Origin of the sequence: Noviherbaspirillum sp., assembly GCF_036563305.1 — a bacterium.
In the GTDB taxonomy this organism is placed as follows: Bacteria; Pseudomonadota; Gammaproteobacteria; order Burkholderiales; family Burkholderiaceae_D; genus Noviherbaspirillum.
Genome location: NZ_DATCMQ010000017.1, coordinates 184922 through 203929, shown reverse-complemented (window position 1 = coordinate 203929; position 19008 = coordinate 184922). Strand labels below are relative to the sequence as shown.

22 protein-coding genes are annotated in these 19008 nt (G+C 66.3%); 6 read left to right on the top strand and 16 right to left on the bottom strand.

The features are described from left to right. Nucleotides 1–33: 33 nt before the first annotated feature. Nucleotides 34–1464 carry an oxygen-independent coproporphyrinogen III oxidase gene (gene hemN, locus VIM12_RS20635; RefSeq protein ID WP_331944289.1) on the bottom strand — a complete coding sequence of 477 codons (1431 nt, stop codon included), beginning with the start codon at nucleotides 1462–1464 and terminating at the stop codon, nucleotides 34–36. A gap of 147 nt (nucleotides 1465–1611) precedes the next feature. After that, nucleotides 1612–2766, bottom strand: a complete 1155-nt coding sequence (locus VIM12_RS20630; protein WP_331944287.1) for a nitronate monooxygenase family protein — start codon at nucleotides 2764–2766, stop codon at nucleotides 1612–1614. A gap of 207 nt (nucleotides 2767–2973) precedes the next feature. Between VIM12_RS20630 and VIM12_RS20625 the strand changes: the two genes are divergently transcribed. Then, complete coding sequence (locus VIM12_RS20625; protein WP_331944282.1) at nucleotides 2974–4302, top strand: NAD(P)/FAD-dependent oxidoreductase; 1329 nt, start codon at nucleotides 2974–2976, stop codon at nucleotides 4300–4302. Nucleotides 4303–4323: 21 nt separating this feature from the next. On the opposite strand, the gene VIM12_RS20620 is transcribed toward VIM12_RS20625, so the two are convergent. Next, the gene (locus VIM12_RS20620; protein WP_331944276.1) at nucleotides 4324–4902 is read right to left on the bottom strand and encodes a Spy/CpxP family protein refolding chaperone; all 579 of its coding nucleotides are present in this window, start codon (nucleotides 4900–4902) and stop codon (nucleotides 4324–4326) included. Nucleotides 4903–5120: 218 nt separating this feature from the next. Between VIM12_RS20620 and VIM12_RS20615 the strand changes: the two genes are divergently transcribed. Beyond that, a complete protein-coding gene (locus VIM12_RS20615) occupies nucleotides 5121–5840 on the top strand; it encodes a response regulator transcription factor (protein ID WP_331944274.1) in 720 nt (239 codons plus the stop codon). Next, entirely contained in the window at nucleotides 5837–7183 is a 1347-nt protein-coding gene (locus VIM12_RS20610; RefSeq protein WP_331944272.1) for a sensor histidine kinase, read from the top strand. Before VIM12_RS20615 ends, VIM12_RS20610 begins: the two co-directional genes overlap by 4 nt. 28 nt (nucleotides 7184–7211) lie before the next feature. On the opposite strand, the gene VIM12_RS20605 is transcribed toward VIM12_RS20610, so the two are convergent. The 8 genes from VIM12_RS20605 to mltG all read right to left on the bottom strand — a co-directional run bounded on the left by VIM12_RS20605 (nucleotide 7212) and on the right by mltG (nucleotide 13073). Next, nucleotides 7212–7916, bottom strand: coding sequence for an ankyrin repeat domain-containing protein (locus VIM12_RS20605; RefSeq protein WP_331944270.1), 705 nt, complete (start codon nucleotides 7914–7916; stop codon nucleotides 7212–7214). Continuing rightward, nucleotides 7916–8698 carry a TatD family hydrolase gene (locus VIM12_RS20600; protein WP_331944268.1) on the bottom strand — a complete coding sequence of 261 codons (783 nt, stop codon included), beginning with the start codon at nucleotides 8696–8698 and terminating at the stop codon, nucleotides 7916–7918. Before VIM12_RS20600 ends, VIM12_RS20605 begins: the two co-directional genes overlap by 1 nt. 153 nt (nucleotides 8699–8851) lie before the next feature. Continuing rightward, nucleotides 8852–9262, bottom strand: coding sequence for a cache domain-containing protein (locus VIM12_RS20595; RefSeq protein ID WP_331944266.1), 411 nt, complete (start codon nucleotides 9260–9262; stop codon nucleotides 8852–8854). Nucleotides 9263–9403: 141 nt separating this feature from the next. Next, complete coding sequence (locus VIM12_RS20590) at nucleotides 9404–9901, bottom strand: N-acetyltransferase family protein (protein ID WP_331944264.1); 498 nt, start codon at nucleotides 9899–9901, stop codon at nucleotides 9404–9406. A 46-nt stretch (nucleotides 9902–9947) separates the two neighbouring features. Beyond that, nucleotides 9948–10343: a PilZ domain-containing protein gene (locus VIM12_RS20585; RefSeq protein WP_331944262.1), complete on the bottom strand. Its 396-nt coding sequence runs from the start codon at nucleotides 10341–10343 to the stop codon at nucleotides 9948–9950. A 7-nt stretch (nucleotides 10344–10350) separates the two neighbouring features. After that, nucleotides 10351–11394, bottom strand: coding sequence for a DNA polymerase III subunit delta' (locus tag VIM12_RS20580; protein WP_331944260.1), 1044 nt, complete (start codon nucleotides 11392–11394; stop codon nucleotides 10351–10353). A 19-nt stretch (nucleotides 11395–11413) separates the two neighbouring features. After that, a complete protein-coding gene (tmk, locus tag VIM12_RS20575; protein ID WP_331944258.1) occupies nucleotides 11414–12022 on the bottom strand; it encodes a dTMP kinase in 609 nt (202 codons plus the stop codon). A 61-nt stretch (nucleotides 12023–12083) separates the two neighbouring features. After that, complete coding sequence (gene mltG, locus VIM12_RS20570) at nucleotides 12084–13073, bottom strand: endolytic transglycosylase MltG (protein ID WP_414691818.1); 990 nt, start codon at nucleotides 13071–13073, stop codon at nucleotides 12084–12086. A 110-nt stretch (nucleotides 13074–13183) separates the two neighbouring features. Here mltG and VIM12_RS20565 point away from each other — a divergent pair, with 110 nt between their 5' ends. Genes VIM12_RS20565 through VIM12_RS20555 form a run of 3 tightly spaced genes read left to right on the top strand, consistent with a single transcriptional unit; the run spans nucleotide 13184 to nucleotide 15292 of the window. Next, a complete protein-coding gene (locus VIM12_RS20565; RefSeq protein ID WP_331944254.1) occupies nucleotides 13184–14236 on the top strand; it encodes a folate-binding protein in 1053 nt (350 codons plus the stop codon). Nucleotides 14237–14282: 46 nt separating this feature from the next. Next, complete coding sequence (locus VIM12_RS20560) at nucleotides 14283–14570, top strand: DUF4936 family protein (RefSeq protein WP_331944252.1); 288 nt, start codon at nucleotides 14283–14285, stop codon at nucleotides 14568–14570. After that, nucleotides 14561–15292, top strand: a complete 732-nt coding sequence (locus VIM12_RS20555) for an NRDE family protein (RefSeq protein ID WP_331944250.1) — start codon at nucleotides 14561–14563, stop codon at nucleotides 15290–15292. The genes VIM12_RS20560 and VIM12_RS20555 overlap by 10 nt, the downstream gene beginning before the upstream one ends. Here VIM12_RS20555 and VIM12_RS20550 read toward each other — a convergent pair. From VIM12_RS20550 to VIM12_RS20530, 5 genes are all read right to left on the bottom strand, one after another. Next, complete coding sequence (locus tag VIM12_RS20550; RefSeq protein WP_331944248.1) at nucleotides 15285–15713, bottom strand: GNAT family N-acetyltransferase; 429 nt, start codon at nucleotides 15711–15713, stop codon at nucleotides 15285–15287. The genes VIM12_RS20555 and VIM12_RS20550 overlap by 8 nt on opposite strands. After that, nucleotides 15710–16147 carry a thioesterase family protein gene (locus VIM12_RS20545; protein ID WP_331944246.1) on the bottom strand — a complete coding sequence of 146 codons (438 nt, stop codon included), beginning with the start codon at nucleotides 16145–16147 and terminating at the stop codon, nucleotides 15710–15712. The genes VIM12_RS20550 and VIM12_RS20545 overlap by 4 nt, the downstream gene beginning before the upstream one ends. A gap of 77 nt (nucleotides 16148–16224) precedes the next feature. After that, nucleotides 16225–17121 carry an alpha/beta hydrolase gene (locus VIM12_RS20540; protein ID WP_331944244.1) on the bottom strand — a complete coding sequence of 299 codons (897 nt, stop codon included), beginning with the start codon at nucleotides 17119–17121 and terminating at the stop codon, nucleotides 16225–16227. An 11-nt stretch (nucleotides 17122–17132) separates the two neighbouring features. Beyond that, nucleotides 17133–18038, bottom strand: coding sequence for an SDR family oxidoreductase (locus tag VIM12_RS20535; RefSeq protein ID WP_331944242.1), 906 nt, complete (start codon nucleotides 18036–18038; stop codon nucleotides 17133–17135). A 24-nt stretch (nucleotides 18039–18062) separates the two neighbouring features. Continuing rightward, nucleotides 18063–18992: a glutathione S-transferase family protein gene (locus VIM12_RS20530; protein WP_331944240.1), complete on the bottom strand. Its 930-nt coding sequence runs from the start codon at nucleotides 18990–18992 to the stop codon at nucleotides 18063–18065. Nucleotides 18993–19008 lie beyond the last annotated feature (16 nt).

Below are 19008 nucleotides of genomic sequence, written 5' to 3'. Positions count from 1 at the left end.
TGATCGGCCGCGATGCGGGGGTGCGCGCGCGCGTCAGATGGTCCTCGAGAAGCGCACTCGCTGCGCCGCATCCTCGCGCGGCCGGCCGATGTAGCGGTCGAAGACCATGCAGATGTTGCGGATGAGGAGGCGCCCTTTCGGCGTCACGGCGAGCCATTCGTCGTCGATCGACAGGAGGCCGTCGGCCTGCAGCGCCTGCAGTTTTTTCAACTCGTTCGCGAAGTACGCGCCGAAGCTGATTGGATAGGCAAGTTCCAGCGAACGGATGGACAGCGCGAAATTGCACATCAGCTGCTGGATGATGATGCGGCGCAGGAGGTCGTCGACGTCGAGCTTGCTGCCGCGCGCGATCGGCAGCTCGCCCTGCTCGATGCGCTCGTAGTACGCCTCCAGCGTCTTCTCGTTCTGGCTGTAGGTCGCGCCGACGGCGCTGATCGCCGACACGCCGACCGACACCATCTCCGCATCGGCGTGGGTCGAATAGCCCTGGAAATTCCGGTGCAGCCGCCCCTGCCTCTGGGCGACGCTGAGTTCGTCGCCGGGCTTGGCGAAATGGTCCATGCCGATATACACGTAGCCTGCGGCCGCCAGCGTACGGATGCAGAGCGACAGCATGTCGAGCCTGGTTTCCGCATCCGGCAGGTCCGCTTCCGCGATGCGGCGTTGTGCCTTGAACAGGGCCGGCATGTGCGCGTAGTTGTAGATGGATATGCGGTCGGGGTCGGCGGCGACGACCCTGGCCAGCGTCTGCGCCATGGTGGCGGGATTCTGCTTCGGCAGCCCGTAGATCAGGTCGATGCTGACGGAACGGAAGCCGGCGTCGCGCGCAGCCTGCATCACCGCCAGCGTCTGCGCTTCAGGCTGCACCCGGTTGACGGCTTTCTGCACATCCGGATCGAAATCCTGCACGCCGAGGCTGAGCCGGTTGAAACCCTGCGCGCGCAGCGCATGCACGCGCTCCGGCGTGACCGTGCGGGGATCGATCTCGATCGAGTACTCGCCGGCGGCGTCATCCGCAAACCGAAACCACTTGCGCAGGTGCGCAAGCAGGTCGTCCATCTGCGCATGGTCGAGATAGGTCGGCGTACCGCCGCCGAAGTGCAGCTGCTCGACCATGTTCATGCCGTCGAACAGCCTGCCCTGCATGTCGATTTCGCGCTTCAGATAGCCGAGGTACACCTCGGCCTTGCTGCGGTTCTTCGTGATGATCTTGTTGCAGGCGCAGTAATAGCAGAGCCGGTCGCAGAACGGGATGTGCACGTACAGCGATACCGGCTTGCGTCCGCCCATCGCGCGGGCAGTGCTCACCGCATGCAGGTAGTCGCCGGGCCGGAAGGCGTCGCTGAAACGGTCGGCGGTCGGGTATGAGGTGTAGCGCGGTCCGTGCAGGCTGAGCCGGCGGATCAGCGCTGCGTCGAACTGCACGTCGGTATTGGCGGTGTTGGCGGCTGCGGCCATTGTCATATCGGACTCCTGCTGGCGGCCCACACGGGACGCACTTGGACGGGCTGCAGTGTACGTTTCGGGGCGGAATCGCAACCTTGATCCAGGTCAAAAATGCCCGGGTCGTGCCGCGCGGAGCAGCTGCCGGAATGCCATCGCCGCCGGGGATCAGGCTGCGGACGCGGGGTCCCGGGGGCCGCACAGGAGCAATTCGACAAGCGTTTTCACCGGACGAATCTCGCTGCCGAACGGCAGCGGCTCAGAGCCGCGGAAGAACAGGCCGCGCTTGACGTCGCCTTCGAGTGCAAAGGCCAGCCGCGTATCGATGCAGAACTGGCCGGCCTTTCCGAGGCCGTCGCGCAGGCCGCATTGCTGCAGGCAATCGAAACCCACGGTGCACGGCTTCGGCCCCGCCTTCCCCTGCAGCTTCGCTTCCTTGCCCAGGTAGTTCTCCAGCCACGGCGTACGCACCGCGCGCGCGGGCAGCCCTGCCACGCTCATGAAGGTGACGATGTCCTCCGGTTTCGCCTCGGCCAGCACCTTCTTGAAGCTGTCGTGCGCGTCACCTTCCCGGGTCACGGCGAACGCGGTGCCCAGCTGGACCGCATCCGCGCCCATCCCGAGCAGCGCGCGCACCTGTTCGTGGCTGTGCACCCCGCCGGCGGCGATCAGCGGAATGGGAGCGATGCCAAGCTCCCGGAACAATGCCCGGGCGCCCTCCAGCACCGTCGGAAACGCGTATTGCGGCTGGTCGACGTCCTCCAGCCTGGGGGCGCCGAGGTGGCCGGCGGCGTAGCGCGGGTTCTCGATGACGATGGCATCCGGCAGGCGCTGCTTGCGCATCCACTTTTTCAGGATCAGGGCGATGCCCCGCACGTCCGACAGGATCGGTATGAGCGCGACATGCGGATGGTCCGCCGTCAGGTCAGGCAGGTCCAGCGGCAGGCCGGCGCCCACCACGACTGCGTCGATGCCGCTCTCGCATGCCTGGCGCACGTACGGCGCGTACTGCTCGACCGCCCGCATCACGTTGGCGGCCAGCATGCCCCTTCCCGCCGCAAGCTGGCGCGCCGCCCTGATCTCGCGGTCGAGCGCGACCAGGTTGGCGGCGTCGATCAGCGCCTTGTCGCGCGATTTTCCGGTCTGCGCCATGAGGTCCGGATGGTGCCGGCGCAGGTCCACGCTGGAAATGGTGCCGATGCCGCCGAGCGCCGCCACGCTCCCCGCCAGCCTGTGCGCGGAAACGCCGACCCCCATGCCGCCCTGGACTATCGGAAGCAGGGACTTGCCCTTGACGATCAGCGGTTTGAATGGGGTTTGCACTGCAGTCCTCCTGGCTTGATGGAGGACGGAATGTAGCAAAGCGGAAATGCAATTTGTTTGACCTCAGTCAAGTCTGTCAGACTTGACCAAGGTCGACAAAACGTCACCGCCTGTGCCCATCCGCTGCAAGGGAGGGAATTATCACCAGCCTAACTTGTCGTTTCGATAGCACGCGATGCGAAATCGCCATTTCCACAGGAGGACGGATTGAATCAAGCTACAGGTGCGACACCGCACCGGATTACCATCGTTGGCGGCGGTGCGGGGGGACTTGAGCTGGCAGTCAAGCTGGGCAGGAAGCTCGGCAAACGCGGCAAGGCCGTCATCACCCTGGTCGACGCGGCGCGTACCCACCTCTGGAAACCGCTGTTGCACCAGGTCGCGGCCGGCACGCTGGACAGCCATGAGGACGAGATGGAGTATCTCGCGCTGGCGCGCCGTCATCACTTCCAATTCCGCCTGGGCCGCATGGACGGGCTCAACAGGGCACGCAAGGAGGTCGAGCTGGCGGCGATGTACGACGAACAGGGCGAGGAGGTACTGCCGCGCCAGTCGGTGCCCTATGACACGCTGGTGCTGGCGCTCGGCAGCCAGACCAATGATTTCGGCACGCCCGGCGTGCACGAGCACAGCATCATGCTCGACTCCCCCGAGGCCGCCGAACGCTTCCACGAACGCCTGGTGAACGCGTGCCTGCGTGCACAGGCGAAGGCGCGCGCACCGGGCGAAGGCCGTTTTACCGTCACCATCATCGGCGGCGGCGCAACCGGGGTCGAGCTGTCGGCGGAGCTGCACATGACGGCCAAGATCGTGTCCAGCTACGGCCTGGCCAATTTCGACCCGGAGAAGGACATCAAGATCGTGGTGGTCGATGCCTCGCCGCGCCTGCTGCAGGCACTGCCCGAGAAGCTGTCGAGCGCGGTGGAGCACGAACTCGGACAGCTCGATATCGAGATCCACAAGAATGCGCGTGTGGTGGAGGTGTCGCGCGAGGGCGTGCGCATGGCCGACGGCAAGTTCATCGAGAGCGGCATCGTGGTCTGGGCAGCCGGCATCAAGGTGCCGGAGTTCCTGAAGGAGATCGACGGGCTGGAGACCAACCGGATCAACCAGCTCGTGGTACACAAGACCATGCAGACCACGCGGGACCCGTCCATCTTCGCGATCGGCGACTGCGCGGCGATACCCCAGGGCGAAGGAATGCCGCCGGTGCCGCCGCGGGCGCAGTCCGCGCACCAGGAGGCCGATACGCTGGCAAAGTCCCTCGCCCGCATGCTCAACGGGAAGCCGCTGCTCGAGTTCACCTACCGGGACCGTGGGTCCCTGGTTTCACTGGGCAACTACAGTACCGTCGGCAGCCTGATGGGAGCAATTGCCCGCGGCTCCGTGTTCGTCGAGGGCCAGCTCGCGAAGTGGATGTACTGGTGGCTGCACAAGCACCACCAGATCGTGGTCAACGGCTGGTTCCGCACGTGGCTGGGCACCTGGGCCGAGACCATCAACTGGGCGCGCAATCCGCGCATCAAGCTGCACTAGCAGCAAGCGGCCCTCACGATATCAGCTCGCGGCGCGCTCGGCGCCATGGTGCCGTCGATGATGACCATGGTGGCCATCATGGCCGTTGCCGCCATGGTGCGCATGGTGGCCCCGGCCGCCGTGCCGTCCCATGCCGCGCGCGAACTCGGCGTCGAAGACCTTCTGCTGCTCGGGGCTCAGCGTTGCATAGAACTCCCGGGTGGCGGCAATGTGGAGGGCCAACCGCTTTTCCCGGTCCTGCATGCGCTCAAGCATCTTCTGCATCCGTTCCGGCGCCGGAAGCTTGTCCAACGTGGCCCGGTCGAGCCGCGCCGGCGGGGTGGCGGGACGGATCACGTTGAGATAGGAATTCCAGGCCGCTTCCTGCCTGGCGTCGAGCTTGAGCTTGTCGTGCAGTTGCGCCTGGCGCTTGTCGAACCGCGCCTTCCTGTGCTCCAGCATCTGTTCCGGCGAGCGCTTCTGCTCTCCCTGGGCCGCATGACCGTGGCGGCCGCTGCCGGCCCCGGTGCCATCCTTCTGCGCATGGGCAGCCAGCGAGCCCGCACCGAGGGTCAGTGCCACCAGGCCTGCGATCATGCTTTTGCGTAGTTTCTTCATCATGCTTCCTTTGCGTCGGTGATTGTTCAGGTGTGCCGCCCTGGCACGGTTCACATAGTGCCGTTGCTTTGTATCCGCCCCTTGTCCGGCGGCAGGCCGGTTGTAGCTTCCGGTAGCGGCGGCCGGTCCCGCTTGTATCCTTTTGTATCGACTGGCACCGTGGAAACGGCGCGCTACAATTCGCAAAATTCTTCCGCCTGCCAATCGCCATAATGCCTTCCATGGACACCCCCGCACACATCCTCATCGTCGACGACGACCGCGACATCAGCTCGCTACTGGCCGAGTACCTCGAGAAGAACGGCTACCGCACTTCCACCGCGCCGGACGGCGCCGGCATGTGGAAAGTGCTTGATCAGGTGCGGATCGACCTGATCGTGCTCGACCTCAACCTGCCAGGCGAAGACGGCCTGACACTGTGCCGTACCCTGCGTGCCCGCTCCAGCCTGCCAGTGATCATGCTGACCGCGCGCGGCGAGCCGGTGGACCGCATCCTTGGCCTGGAGATGGGCGCCGACGACTACGTGCCGAAACCCTTCGAACCGCGCGAGCTGTACGCCCGCATCCGCAGCGTCCTTCGCCGTACCCATTCGCTGCCGCCGAAGCTGGAGGAACCCGCCGACCGGCTGGTGCGTTTCGCCGGGTGGACCATGGATTTCACCGCCCGCCACCTGGTCAGCCCGGCCGGCGTCGTGGTTGCCTTGTCCGGCGCCGAGTTCCGGTTGCTGAAGATCTTCGTCGAACACGCGAACCGGGTGCTCAATCGCGATCAGCTGCTGAACCTGACCCAGGGACGGGACGCCGATCCGTTCGACCGTTCGATCGACCTGCAGATCAGCCGCCTGCGGCAGAAGCTGGGCGAGGATGCGCGCTCGCCGCAGATCATCAAGACCGTGCGCAATGAAGGTTATGTGCTTGCCACCCCGGTGACCAGGGAATGAAATCACTGCTGCAATCCATGAGCACGCGGGTGTTCGTGCTGCTTTTCGCGGGTGTGCTGGTCACCGTCGTCCTGACCCTCGGACTGGCCCTCGGGGAACGCCAGCGCATGATCGGGCAATTCCGCGACTACAACGCCGTGGAACGCGTTGCCCAGTTCGTGCAGACACTGGAAACGGTGCCGCCGAAGTTGCGCGCGCCCTACCTCAGTGCGGCAGCCGGCCTCGGGATGCAGGGCGAGATCGTGGCCGGGGACACACCGGCGCTGGGCGAACGTACCCGCCTGGCCGGCCTGCTTCATGCGCGCCTGCCGGCCGAATACCGGATCGCCTCCACCGCCGCGCGCCAGGGCGACTGCCTGCCGCCAGCCGGCGCCGGCGGCATCAAGCACCATGCGGAGCGTGTCGGACGCTGCGAGGCGCTGCTGGTCTCGCTTGCCGACGGCAGCCGGCTGAGGCTGTCGGTATTGCCTCCGCGGCCACCGCCGCTGGCGCCGCGCATCGACTTCAACTATGTCCTGCTGTTCCTTGCCGGCCTGGGCGTGGTCGCCGCATTCGTCGCACGGATGACGATGCGCCCGCTGCAGAACCTCGCGCGCGCCGCCACGGAACTCGGCAACAATATCGAACGGGCGCCATTGCCGGAAAAGGGAGCGCTCGAAATCCGGCAGGCCGCTGCCGCCTTCAACGCAATGCAGGCGCGCGTACGCCAGCACATGCGGCAGCGCGCCCATATTCTTGCCGCCATCACCCACGACCTGCAGACGCCGCTGACCCGCATGCGGCTGCGGCTGGAAAAAATCGACGATCCACAGCTCAAGGACAAGCTCGCCGGCGATGTCACCGCGATGCAGAGCATGGTGCGCGAGGGTCTGGACCTCGTGCGCAGCATGGAGAGCAGCGAGAACATGCAGCGGATGGATCTCGATTCGCTGGTGGACAGCGTCTGCGACGACGCCGTCGATGCCGGCCAGGAGGTCACGTCCAGCGGCAAGACGCATGGCGCGCTGATGGCCAGGCCGATGGCGCTGCGGCGCTGCATCGGCAACCTGATCGACAACGCGGCGAAGTACGGGCAGCGGGCAGATGTGCGTGTCGCCCGCGAGGACGGGAAAGCGGTGATTCGGATCCGCGATGCCGGCCCGGGCATACCGGAGCAGGAATTCGAACGGGTCTTCGAGCCCTTCTACCGGGTCGAAAGCTCGCGCTCGCGCCACACCGGCGGGACCGGGCTGGGACTGACGATCGCCCGCAACATCGCCGAGCAGCACGGCGGCGACATCCGTCTTCGCAACCAGCCGGAGGGCGGACTGGAAGTGCTCCTGCGCCTGCCCCTGCTCGCCTAGGCGGCTTGTCGCCTTTCCGCGCGCGGAACTAGAGTTTCCCTGCCTTGCGCAACCGGTGGGTCAGCCCCTCGGCAATATCGGGATGATCGTGCTTGACGGCGAAGTCGATCGCATTCATCCCGAGCGCGTTCCTCAGGGTCGCATCCGCGCCCTCGTCGAGCAGCAGCTTGACGGTGTAGATCTTCCCGGCCATTGCGGCCATCATCATCGGCGTGGTCTTGTTCGGCGACTCGGCATCGATGTAGGCGGACTTGTCCAGCAGCAGCCTGACGATGTCGTTGTTGCCGGAGTAGGCCGCATAGTGCAGCGGCGTCCAGCCGGGCCGGTTGACCTCGGCGCCCTTCTCCAGCAGTGCCTGCACCGCGGGCAGGTTTCCCTTGAAGCAGGCGATCATCAGTGCGGTGTCGCCGTTGAACGCCTTCGCTTCGAGGTCGGTGCCCGGCGCCGCCAGCAGGACGCGGAACACATCCATCGCCTCTTCCCGCAAGGCCATGATCATGCCGGTATCGCCTCTTGATTCCTCGATGGTGTTCGGGTCGAAACCGCGCTGCAGCAGCTTCTTCACGGCCGGGCCGTCATCGATCCGGATGGCGCGGAAATAATCGACGTAGGCGTCGGCCATGGCGGCGGCCGGCAGCAGCGCCAGCAGGGGCAGGCCGGCCAGCCTTTGCAGCTGGCGACGGCGTCCCGCTTGCGGGCGGGAGCACGTTGCAACGGCGGTGGATGTTCGCATCACGCGGCGGCACCCTTGAAGAGTTTGAAGAAATTGGCGCTGGTCTGTTGTGCGACCTGCTCGACCGGCAGGTTCTTCAGCTTCGCGATGTACTCCGCCACGTGGCAGACGAAACCCGGCTCGTTGGTCTTGCCCCGGTGCGGCACCGGCGCCAGGTAAGGCGAGTCGGTTTCGATCAGCATGTTTTCCAGCGGCACCTCCTGCGCAACCGCCTGCAGCTCCTTCGCGCTCTTGAAGGTGACGATGCCCGAGAACGAGATGAAGAAGCCCATGTCCATGGCGGCCCGTGCCACCTCCAGCGACTCGGTGAAGCAATGCATGACGCCGCCGGCCCCGCCCGCAGTGGTGCCGGCGCCTTCCTCGCGCATGATGCGCAGGGTGTCGTCAGAGGCGGACCGGGTGTGGATGATCAGCGGCTTGCCGCAGGCGCGGGAGGCGCGGATGTGGGTGCGGAAGCGCTCCCGCTGCCACTCCAGGTCCCCTTCCAGCCGGTAGTAGTCGAGGCCGGTTTCGCCGATGGCAACGATTTTCGGATGTTCGGCCAGCCGGCACAGCTGCTCGACGTCCGGCTCGGGCGTGTCCTCGTAATCCGGGTGGACGCCAACGGAGGCGTAGACATTCGCATGCTGTTCGGCGAGGGCGAGCACTTGCGGGAATTCAGGCAGGTTGACCGAGACGCACAGCGCATGCGTCACCTTGTTGTCGGCCATCTTTCCGAGGATGTCGGGCAGGCGCTCGGCCAGCTCCGGAAAGTTGATGTGGCAATGGGAATCGATATACATGCCGGTATTTTACGACGCCCGGTCACGAACGGCAGGCGCCGGCGCGCCGCTATCCCTCCGCCTGCCCCCATTCCGCTTGCGCCCGCGCCAAAAGGAAAGACCCGCCGGAGCGGGTCATCGCATGGCCGGGAAAACGGGTCCCGCCGCGCCCGACTACTTGTAGTAGCCGCTGGAGAACACGAGGTCGTCGGCCTTTTCGAAATAGACCGTCTTGGCCTGGATTTCCTTGCTCACGGGGTTGGGCCACTTGTAGTCCGCATTGCCCTTGCCGCCGGCCTTCGCCTTGGACAGGATCTCCTTGATGAATTCCTTGCCGTCGGCATCCTTCAGCGCGGTGACATCCTTGCCGATCAACCTCGGATTCGTGCCGTGGGCCAGCACGGTGCCGTTCATGTCGTACACCGAGATGTAAAGGTCGCGGTCGACGAACTGGCCCTTCGCGTTCGAGACTTCGGCCAGGGTCTTTTCCTTGCCGTTGGCCTTGAGGAAGGCGACTGCCTTCCTGACCATGGCGCTTGCTTCCTCGGCGGTGCCGACATCCGCGGCGGCGGCCATCGAGGACATGAGAAGGGCGGCGGAGCAGCCGGCGATTGCTATTGCACGTCTCAACATCGTTCATTCACTTTTCGGTTGCGGGGAGCGTCACTATACCGGGAAATGTTTCCGGATGACAACTATTCCAACCGAGGATGCGCGGAACGACGATCAGGCGACCCGCTTGCCGAGAATGTCGAGGTCCCGCTCGATCCCGTCAAGGGTGGCCACGCGCGGCATGTGCGCCCAACGCTCGAAACCGAACTTGGCGAACAGCGCCAGGCTGGGTTTGTTGTGGCCGAAGATGAAACCCAGCAGCGTATGCACGCCGATGCTTGGGGCGAAGGCGATCGCTTCGGTCAGGAAGTAGCGGCCCAGGCCCTTGCCGCGCTGGTCTTCCCGGATGTAGATCGACAGCTCCGCCGTTCCCGAGTACGCGGGGCGCCCGTAGAAGTTCGAGTAGGACAGCCAGCCGACCACCTCCCCATCCTGTTCGGCCACCCACAACGGCCGCCTCTCGGGCGTGTGCTCCGCGAACCAGGCGTGCCGGGACTCGACGCTGACCGGTTCGGTATCGGCGGTCACTTCGCGGGAGGCGACGGTGCTGTTGTAGATGGCGACGATGGCGGGAAGATCGGCGGGAACGGCGAGGCGATGCGTGTATGACATGGAAGAACGGATAGGCTTGGTTGTTGTGGTTATGCCGGCAGGTCGGTTACAGCGTGTGGGTGGCGCGCGACGAGCGCAGCGCGGCGCCCAGCAATTCCTCGATGCGGGCGCGCACGCGCACCCCGCCCTCGTCGGCCGAGAAGTGCACGCCGATGCCCTGTGCCTTGTTGTTGTTGGCGGCAGGCGGCGTGATCCACGCGACCTTGCCGGCGATGGGGTACTTGGTCGGGTCGTCCAGCAGCGTCAGGATCAGGTAGATCTCGTCGCCGATCTTGTACGACTTGCTGGTCGGGACAAAAATGCCGCCGTTGGTGAGGAAAGGCATGTAGGCCGCATAGAGCGCCGCCTTCTCCTTGATCGGCAGCGACAGCACCGAAGGACGCGCGACGGCTGCGCCGGCGGCAGTGGCGGTCGCGGACGGTACCTGGGGGGTTTCGGCCATGGGAGTCCTACGCAAACAAGGATGAATATTCGAGCAACATGTCTTCGATGAAGAGCTTTGCCGCAAGCGGATGGTCCGCCACCGCCCGCCTTTCCTGCACCGCCTTCAGCGCGCGCAGCAGGCCAGCGACGTCGGCGCGCTCGCTGAGCGCGGCCAGCTCCTTCCGGTAGCGGGGATAATACCGGATTCTGCCGGAAAGCTTGAACGAAAACATGTCGTAGAGCCAGCGCTGCAGCCAGGCGACCAGGTCGGGCACCGGCGCCTTTTGCAGCTTCTCGGCAGTCTTCAGCGCGGCTTCCACGCCCGGCCGCGCGAGCTGCTGCAGGAAGGCGTCCAGGTGCTCCCGCACCTCGGTCTGCGCCATCTCCCGGGCCGCGATCGGCGCCCCGCCCTGCTCCGCCAGCCAGGCATCGGCATCGGTCACATCCTGCTCCTGCAGCCAGGCCAGCGCCTGCTGCGGCGCCGGCAGCGCCAGGGCGAACTTGCGGCAACGCGACAGGATGGTCGGCAGCAGGCGGTCGAGGCTGTTGGACACCAGCAGGAACATGGTCGCCGGCGGCGGTTCCTCCAGCGTCTTCAGCAGCGCGTTGGCGGCAGCGGTATTGAGCGCCTCTGCCGGATAAAGCAGCACCACCCGCATTCCCTGGCGGTGAGTGGATATGCTCATGAAATCGGCCAGCGCGCGCACCTGGTCGATCTTGATTTCCTTCGAAGGCTTGGCCTTGCCGGCCTTTTTGCTCTCGGGCGCGACGCCGGCCTCTGCGGCTTCCGCGCTCTCCGCCGCCTCTTCCTCGTCGAGCAGCTCGGGACGGATCCGGCGGTAGTCCGGGTGACTGTACTGGCTGAACCAGCCGCAGGCGTCGCAGCGCCCGCACGGCAGGCACTCGGCCGTCGGCGACTGGCACAGGAGCGACTGGGCGAAGGTCTCGGCAAAAGCGGTCTTGCCGATGCCCTGCGGACCGTGGAACAGGATGGCGTGGGGCAGCCGTTCGCGCAGCTGCCGGAGCTGCTGCCACGCATCGGCCTGCCAGGGAAAGAGCGGTGAGGTCATGGATGCTCCCGATCCGTGCTCACAGCGCACCGACGAGGTCGCGCAGCTCCGCCTGGATGGCCTCGATGCTGCGGGTGGAGTCGATGCGGCGGAAACGCTGCGGGAACTGCGCGGCACGGCGCAGGTAGCCCTGGCGGGTGTCCTCGAAGAAGACCGCCTTCTCGCGTTCGAAGCGGTCCAGCTCACGGGTGGCGTCGAGCCGCGCGCGCGCCACATCCAGCGGCACGTCGAACAGCAGCGTCAGGTCGGGCTGCCGATGCGGATGGACCCACTGCTCGAGCACTTCCAGCCGCTCGAACGGCAGCTTGCGGCCGCCGCCCTGGTAGGCGAAGGTGGCATCGGTGAAACGGTCGGAGATCACCCAGTCGCCGCGCGCGAGCGCCGGCTCGATCACCTGCGCCAGGTGCTCCCGGCGCGCGGCGAACATCAGCAGCGCCTCGGTCTCGAGGTCCATGGCTTCGTGCAGCAGCAGCGTGCGCAGTTTTTCGCCGAGCGGCGTACCGCCCGGCTCGCGCGTAAGGACCACGGTCTTGCCGGCGGCCCGCAGCAGCTCGGCGACGAATGCCAGGTGGGTGGACTTGCCGGCGCCGTCTATGCCTTCGAAAGTGATGAATTTGCCAAGTGTCATGGGTGCGTCGTTGTCGTTTGCACCCGGCATTATCGCTGTTTTGGGCCGCTTGTCCGCAGCCTCATCGCTGGTATTTGTCGACCGCGCGGTTGTGGTCCGCCAGGTTGTTGGAGAACTCGCTGGTGCCGTTGCCGCGGGCGACGAAATACAGCGCCTCGATCGGCGCCGGCGCCATGGCTGCTTCGAGCGACTCCGCCCCGGGCAGCGCAATCGGCGTTGGCGGCAGGCCCGGGCGGGTGTAGGTGTTGTACGGCGTGTCCGTCAGCAGGTCGCGCTTGCGGATGTTGCCCTGGAAGCGCTCGCCCATGCCGTAGATCACGGTCGGGTCGGTCTGCAGCAGCATGCCGCGCTTGAGCCGGTTGACAAACACCGCCGCGATCATCCGGCGCTCCGACTTCTGGCCGGTCTCCTTCTCGATGATCGACGCCATCACCAACGCCTCGTACGGATTCTTGTACGGCAGGTCCGGCTGGCGGCGGCGCCACGCTTCGTCGAGTCGCTTCTGCATCAGTGCATAGGCCTGCCGGTAGATCTGCAGGTCGCTCGACCCCTTGGCGAACAGATAGGTGTCGGGGAAGAACAGGCCTTCCGCCGCCTCGCGCCCCGGCGCCACCTTCGCCAGCAGTTCCTTGTCGCTCAGGTGGACGGTATCGTGCTTCAGCGCCGGGTGGGCGGCCACCGCCGCCCGCATCTGGCGAAAGGTCCAGCCCTCGATGACCGCCAGCGCCTCCTGCGCGAATTCGCCGCGCACCAGCTGGTCGACCAGGGCCATCGGCGAGCTGCCGGGCTTTAGTTCATAATTCCCGGCTTTCAGGCGTGTTGCCTTGCCGCTCAGCCGCGCCACCAGCTCGAGCAGCCACGGGTTGACCGGCACGCCGGCGGCCGATACCTGGCGGGTGCTGCTGCGCACGCTGCTGCCGGGTTCGATGGCGAAGGCGACCGGCGCCTGCCCCGGCGCGAGGATGGGGCGATGCGCCCAGTAGGCGACCAGGGCGGATGCCAGCAGCGCGAACGCGACGATGGCAAGAAACAGTTTCTTGAACAAGTGGATACCCTGCGGTGTATGTCGGCGAGGCCGGAGCGGTCGCCGGACGCGTTTTCAAGACGTCACTATAATCAAAAGCCGGAATGATACTGGCGAAACCGATAATTCCTGAGCGTATGACAGAATCGACAAATGCATGGTTGCAGTTCCTGGCGCAAAACGGCGCCCGGTTTGACGAGAACGAGCCGTCCGGCATCGGCGGGTTCGGCAATGCCCCGGTCGCGGCCCTGCCGCGCAACCTGGTGGCGCCGCTGACCGACCTCGGCCTGATGGCCGCCGACGGCGACGACGCCCCCGCCTTCCTGCACAACCAGCTGACCAACGATGTCGAGCACCTCGACGCATCCCACGTCCGCCTGGCCGCCTATTGCTCGCCGAAGGGCCGCATGCTGGCCTCGTTCCTGATGTGGAAGACGACGGGCACGATTTTCCTGCAGCTGCCGCGGACGATTCAGCCAACGGTGCAGAAGCGCCTGCAGATGTACGTGCTGCGCGCCAAGGTCAAGCTGCGCGACGCCGGCGAGGAGTTGGCGGCGCTCGGTCTGGCCGGCGAGGCCATCGGCGACGGCCTGAAGCGCTGGTTTCCGACGCTTCCCGCGTCACCTTACGCAAAGACCGAGAGCGATGCCGGCGTACTGCTCCGGCTCGCGGATGCCGCCGGCCTCCCGCGCTACCAGTGGATTGTGCCGCCCGCAACGCTGATGGCGGCGTGGCCGGAACTGGTGACGCTGGCGACGCCGGTTTCCGCTTCCGTCTGGCGCCTGACCGATATCCATGCGGGCGTGCCGCAGGTGACGCAGCCGACCCAGGAGCAGTTCGTGCCGCAGATGGTGAATTACGAACTGATCGGCGGCGTCAACTTCAAGAAGGGTTGCTACCCCGGCCAGGAAATCGTCGCCCGCAGCCAGTACCTCGGCAAGCTCAAGCGCCGCATGCTGCTGGCTTCGGTCGACACCGCCGACGTGCGCGCCGGGATGGAGGTGTTCTCCAGTGAAGACCCCGGCCAGCCCTCCGGCATGGTGGTCAACGCGGAACCCAACTTCGACGGTGGCGCCGACTGCCTGGTCGAAATCAAGATTGCCGCCGCCGAGGCCGGCCCGGTGCATCTTGGGGCCGCCGACGGTCCCGTCCTGCGTTTCGCCGCACTGCCCTATCCGCTGCCGGCCTGAAGCGCCGGCAGCGCGCATGACCGCCACCGCAGGAAGGAGTCGAGGCGTGGACCTTTACATCTACTACCGGGTATTGCCCGGCAACGCGGCCGTGCTGCAGGAGAAGGCCGCGGCCATGCAGCAACGCCTTTCGCGCGCGCATGGTATCGTGGCCGGATTGAAGCGCCGCCCGGAAGAGAAGGAAGGCAGGCAGACCTGGATGGAGGTCTACCACGACGTCCCTGCCGGTTTTGCGGACCTGCTGCAAGCCGCGGTGACCGAGGCCGGGCTGGACCGCCTGGCCGACGGCCCGCGTCATACCGAAATCTTTGTGGATGTCATCCCATGTGCCTGATCGTATTCGCCTGGCAGGTCGTTCCCGGAATTCCGCTGCTGGCGGCCGGCAACCGCGACGAATTCCTTGACCGCCCGGCGCAGCCGGCACAGTGGTGGGACGACAACCCGGACATCTTCGCGGGGCGTGACCTGCGTGCGGGCGGCAGCTGGCTGGGCGTGACGCGCGGCGGCCGCTTTGCCGCCGTCACCAACGTCAGGGCGCCCCTGGAGAAGCGCGGCGAGGCCGAAAGCCGCGGCGCGCTCGTCGCCGATTTCCTGCGCAGCCGCGCGAGCCCGGAGGCTTATGTAACCGAGCTGGCCGCGCATGCCGGCCGCTACAATCCCTTCAACCTGCTGGTGGCGGACCGCGATAGCCTGATCTGGTACACGAACGCCGGCGACGCCGGGGTGGACGCCCGCAACGGCAAGCCGCTGGCGCCCGGCATATACGGGCTCTCCAATGCGCAGCTCGACACGCCGTGGCCGAAACTGGTGCGCAGCAAGGCGCAGTTTTCCAGCCTGCTCTGCCAGGGGGCGCCGGAAGACGCCTACTTCGAGATGCTCGGCGACACCAGCCGCCCCAGCGACTGCCGCCTGCCGAAGACTGGCGTGAGCATCGAATGGGAACGCGTGCTGTCGGCCGTCTGCATCGACGCGCCGGGTTACGGAACCCGGGTCTCAAGCCTGGTGAGGTTGCCTGCCACCGGAGAACCGGTACTGCAGGAGCGTCTGGTCAGGTAGCAAATACATGGCGCATCCCGATGTGCGGGATGCCGGCCTCCATGAATTCCTCGCCCTCGCTAACGAAACCGAAGCGGACATAGAACGGCACGGCGCTGGTCTGCGCATTGAGCAGTACCTCCCGGTCGCCCCGCAATCTGGCGCGCTCCATCAGTGCCGCCAGGATGGCGCCGCCGATGCCGCTGCCGCGCGCATGCGGCAGCACCGCCATGCGGCCGATGTGCCCGTCGGGCAGCAGCCGCCCGGTCGCCACCGGCGCACCGCTGTCGTCGCATGCCAGTGCATGCAGGCAGGCCGCGTCCATCTCGTCCCACTCCAGCTCCACCGGCACCTGCTGCTCGACCACGAACACCGCGTGGCGCACTGCCTGCGCACCGGCCTTCAGCTCGTCCCACCCGCCCAGCCTGATCGTGGTGTTCATGCCGTTTCCGGCGCCACTTTCTCGAAACGCGCAATCGTCTCGCGCCATGCGTCGGGCCACGCCACACCCTTGCGTAGGGTGGTGTCGGCGTACACGTACACGAGCTCGCCGGAGATCAGGTGCTGCTCGCCGTGGAAAACCTCGACCAGGAAGCGCGCCGAGGACCGGCCGAACGCCGCGCAGCGCACGCCGATGTCGAGGACATCGTCGAAACGCGCCGGCGCGTGATACTCGACGGTTGCCTTGCGGGCGAACATCTCGCGCCCGTCGGCGGCCTGCTGCAGCACCCCGGGCAGTTCGGTGGCGCGCCAGTATTCGGTGAACGCAACGTCGAAATAAGTCAGGTAGTGGCCGTTGAAGACGATGCCCTGCATGTCGACTTCCGCCCAGCGTACCCGCAGCGAATGAAAGAAGGAAAAATCAGCGCGTGCCATGTTTGTCGTATCGGTTGTTGGTCTGCCGGTTTCCGGCAATGCGAATGCAGTCCGTCCCGTCCGCACCTTGCCGGTGCTCAGTCGGACAGGAAGCCCCTGATAAGCCGGTTGATGCGATCCGGCTGCTCGTGGATCACCCAGTGCGAGCCCTCGGGAATGCGTTCGACGCGCAGGTCGTCCACCACGTCTTCCAGTCCGTCGAGCAGCGTCTTCGGCAGCGCGATGTCGCTCTCGCCCCAGATGACCCGGGTCGGCACCCGCACCCGGAAATCCTCCGGGTTGAGCTGCAGGCGCAGCGGACCGGGATGGCCGTCGGTGGGCGGGTGCAGCGGCGACGCGCGATAGTAATTGACGCCGCCGGTGAGTCCGCGCGACCAGCACGCATGGTAGCGCTTGCGCACCTCGCCGGCGAACCACGGCGCCGGCGAGCGGCCCATGCCGGTCAGCAGGTCTTCCAGCTTGCGGAACTCGTCCTTCGCCAGTGCCGCTTCCGATCCCTCGGCGCGCAGCCAGTTCATGTACTCGCTTGCCGCCTTCTGCGCCGGATCCTCCGCCAGCGCCTTCATGAAGAGCCAGGGATGCGGCGCGTTGACGATCACCAGCTTGTGCAGCAGTTGCGGCAGCGCGATCGCGAAATTCCAGGCGACCGCCCCGCCCCAGTCATGCGCGATCAGCACGAACTTCTCGTAGCCGAGATGCGCGGCCAGGAGCCGCAGGTCGTCCACGATGTGCTTCGCCTTGTAGGCCCCGACATCCGCCGGCATATCCGACAGATTGAAGCCCCGCAGGTCGGGCGCGACCGCAAAGTGGTCGGCGCCGAACTCGGTCAGCTGCGCCTCCCATTCGTACCAGAACTCGGGGAAGCCGTGCACGAACAGCAGCAGCGGCTTGCCCTTTTCCCCGGCGCTCGCGTAATGCAGACGGGTACCGTTGGAGAGTGCCGCGTACTGTCCGCTTTCGATGGTGGCTGGCATGGGGGCCTCGCTTACTTGATGTTGAGCTTGGCCTGCAGCAGCTCGCGTACCTGCGGCGCCGCGGCAAACGGGTCGGTCGGGTTGCGCTGGGTGACGATGTCCTCCATGCGGGTCTGCACGTTGCCGAGCGCTTGCGGATGCGAGTAGACGTAGAACTGGCCATTGGCGATGGCATCGAAGGTGCGCTGCGCGACTTCGGTGGCGCTTACCTTGCCGGAGGTGACCGCCTTGTCGGAGACCGCCTGGGCGGCGATCTGGCTGGCCGTGGGGGCGGCGCCGTCCTTGACGTCATCGGGACGGTTGCGCTCGGAGCGATGGATGCCGGTGGGGACGAAGTACGGGCACAGGACCGAGGCGCCGATCGGCGCCTTCACCAGCTGCAGATCGTGATACAGGGTCTCGGAGAGCGAGACCACCGCATGCTTGGACACATTGTAGACGCCCATGTTGGGCGCATTCAGCAGGCCCGCCATCGACGCCGTGTTGACGATATGCCCTTCATACCCGGCTTCCTTCTTCGCGCACGCGAGCATCAGCGGCGTGAAGATGCGGACCCCGTGGATCACGCCCCACAAGTTAACGCCGAGCACCCACTCCCAGTCGGCCATCGAGTTTTCCCAGATGAGGCCGCCGCTGCCGACCCCGGCGTTGTTGAACACCAGGTGCACCGCACCGAACTTGTCCATCGTCGCATCGGCCAGCGCCTGTACCTGTTCGGCCTTGCGCACGTCGCAGCGCACGCCGATCACCTGCGCACCCATGCCCTGCAGTTCGGCGACGGTCTTGTCGAGCGCATCCTGCTGCACGTCCGCCAGCACCAGCTTCATGCCGAGGCGGGTGCCGATCAGGGCGAACTCGCGACCGAAGCCGCTGGCGCCGCCGGTGATGACGGCAACCTTGTCCTTGAAATTCTTCATGCTGTCTCCTTGTTGGTGGCTTTGTCAAAGTCGTTTCATCTGGAAGCCGATGCGCGGGAAATGCACATGGACGTCGCCTGCGCGCGGGTCGTTCCGCCGCACCGCCAGCGCGCTGGCGGTGCCGGCCACCAGTTCACCCTCCACCGGATCGAGCGCATAGTCGGTCGGGGTGACGCTGACGCGCTCGTCCCGCGCGATGCCGTGGAAGTCGATGAAAGGCAGGCCTTCGGTTGACGCCGGCGTCGCATCCCGGGCCACGGCCACGGCTTCTTCGCCGCGCATCGCCCGGCTCTCGTGATGGCCGAACGCGCGCATCTTCGCGGCCCACGCAAGCAGACGCGGGTAGTCGTCGAGGATGGCGGCCAGCGGCGTGGCCAGCTGCACGAACCAGATGCAGTGGTAGATCGAAAAGTCGGCGATCGTCGGTTCGCTGCCGAGCAGCCATCCGCTGCCGCTTTCCAGCATGGCGTCCAGCCGGCGCAGGTATTCGCGCAGCGCCGCCGTGCCTTCGGCTGCGCTCATGCGGGGTGCATTGCCGCGCATCGCCGCCCGGTCCGCGCTGAACGCCTTCATCTGTTCCGGCGACACGCCCCCCAGCAGGTAAGGCACGGCGGCCGGCTGGAACACGTAGGCGATCACGGTCCAGAACAGGGTAGCGTCGGCCCATTGGGCCAGCGTGCGCGCCTGCCCCTCCAGCGCAGGCGGATACAGCGAGGGCGCGGGCGCCATGCGCTCGAGCTGGTCGGCAATCAGCGCGGTATCGCAATAGATGTCCGCGCCGACCTGCAGCACCGGCGTGCGCCGGTAGCCGCCGGTCAGCGCCGTCAGGTCCGGCTTGGGCATGATGACCGGGATGGTCACCGAGACCCACTCCAGCCGCTTGTAGCCGAGGATCAGCCGGATCTTTTCCGAGAACGGCGAATTCGGATAATGGTGCAGGATCAGCGCGCTCATGTCGTCTCCCTGGCAG

Excerpts from the sequence above, each read along its gene's own strand:
- VIM12_RS20615 (WP_331944274.1), top strand. The coding sequence starts at position 5,121 with ATGGACACCCCCGCACACATCCTCATCGTCGACGACGACCGCGACATC.
- VIM12_RS20550 (WP_331944248.1), bottom strand. The coding sequence starts at position 15,713 with ATGAACACCACGATCAGGCTGGGCGGGTGGGACGAGCTGAAGGCCGGT.
- VIM12_RS20530 (WP_331944240.1), bottom strand. The coding sequence starts at position 18,992 with ATGAGCGCGCTGATCCTGCACCATTATCCGAATTCGCCGTTCTCGGAA.
- VIM12_RS20565 (WP_331944254.1), top strand. The coding sequence starts at position 13,184 with ATGACAGAATCGACAAATGCATGGTTGCAGTTCCTGGCGCAAAACGGC.
- VIM12_RS20555 (WP_331944250.1), top strand. The coding sequence starts at position 14,561 with ATGTGCCTGATCGTATTCGCCTGGCAGGTCGTTCCCGGAATTCCGCTG.
- VIM12_RS20585 (WP_331944262.1), bottom strand. The coding sequence starts at position 10,343 with ATGGCCGAAACCCCCCAGGTACCGTCCGCGACCGCCACTGCCGCCGGC.
- VIM12_RS20590 (WP_331944264.1), bottom strand. The coding sequence starts at position 9,901 with ATGTCATACACGCATCGCCTCGCCGTTCCCGCCGATCTTCCCGCCATC.
- hemN (WP_331944289.1), bottom strand. The coding sequence starts at position 1,464 with ATGACAATGGCCGCAGCCGCCAACACCGCCAATACCGACGTGCAGTTC.
- VIM12_RS20545 (WP_331944246.1), bottom strand. The coding sequence starts at position 16,147 with ATGGCACGCGCTGATTTTTCCTTCTTTCATTCGCTGCGGGTACGCTGG.
- VIM12_RS20595 (WP_331944266.1), bottom strand. The coding sequence starts at position 9,262 with ATGTCCTCGATGGCCGCCGCCGCGGATGTCGGCACCGCCGAGGAAGCA.
- tmk (WP_331944258.1), bottom strand. The coding sequence starts at position 12,022 with ATGACACTTGGCAAATTCATCACTTTCGAAGGCATAGACGGCGCCGGC.
- VIM12_RS20605 (WP_331944270.1), bottom strand. The coding sequence starts at position 7,916 with ATGCGAACATCCACCGCCGTTGCAACGTGCTCCCGCCCGCAAGCGGGA.
- VIM12_RS20580 (WP_331944260.1), bottom strand. The coding sequence starts at position 11,394 with ATGACCTCACCGCTCTTTCCCTGGCAGGCCGATGCGTGGCAGCAGCTC.
- VIM12_RS20540 (WP_331944244.1), bottom strand. The coding sequence starts at position 17,121 with ATGCCAGCCACCATCGAAAGCGGACAGTACGCGGCACTCTCCAACGGT.
- VIM12_RS20620 (WP_331944276.1), bottom strand. The coding sequence starts at position 4,902 with ATGATGAAGAAACTACGCAAAAGCATGATCGCAGGCCTGGTGGCACTG.
- VIM12_RS20610 (WP_331944272.1), top strand. The coding sequence starts at position 5,837 with ATGAAATCACTGCTGCAATCCATGAGCACGCGGGTGTTCGTGCTGCTT.
- VIM12_RS20535 (WP_331944242.1), bottom strand. The coding sequence starts at position 18,038 with ATGAAGAATTTCAAGGACAAGGTTGCCGTCATCACCGGCGGCGCCAGC.
- VIM12_RS20600 (WP_331944268.1), bottom strand. The coding sequence starts at position 8,698 with ATGTATATCGATTCCCATTGCCACATCAACTTTCCGGAGCTGGCCGAG.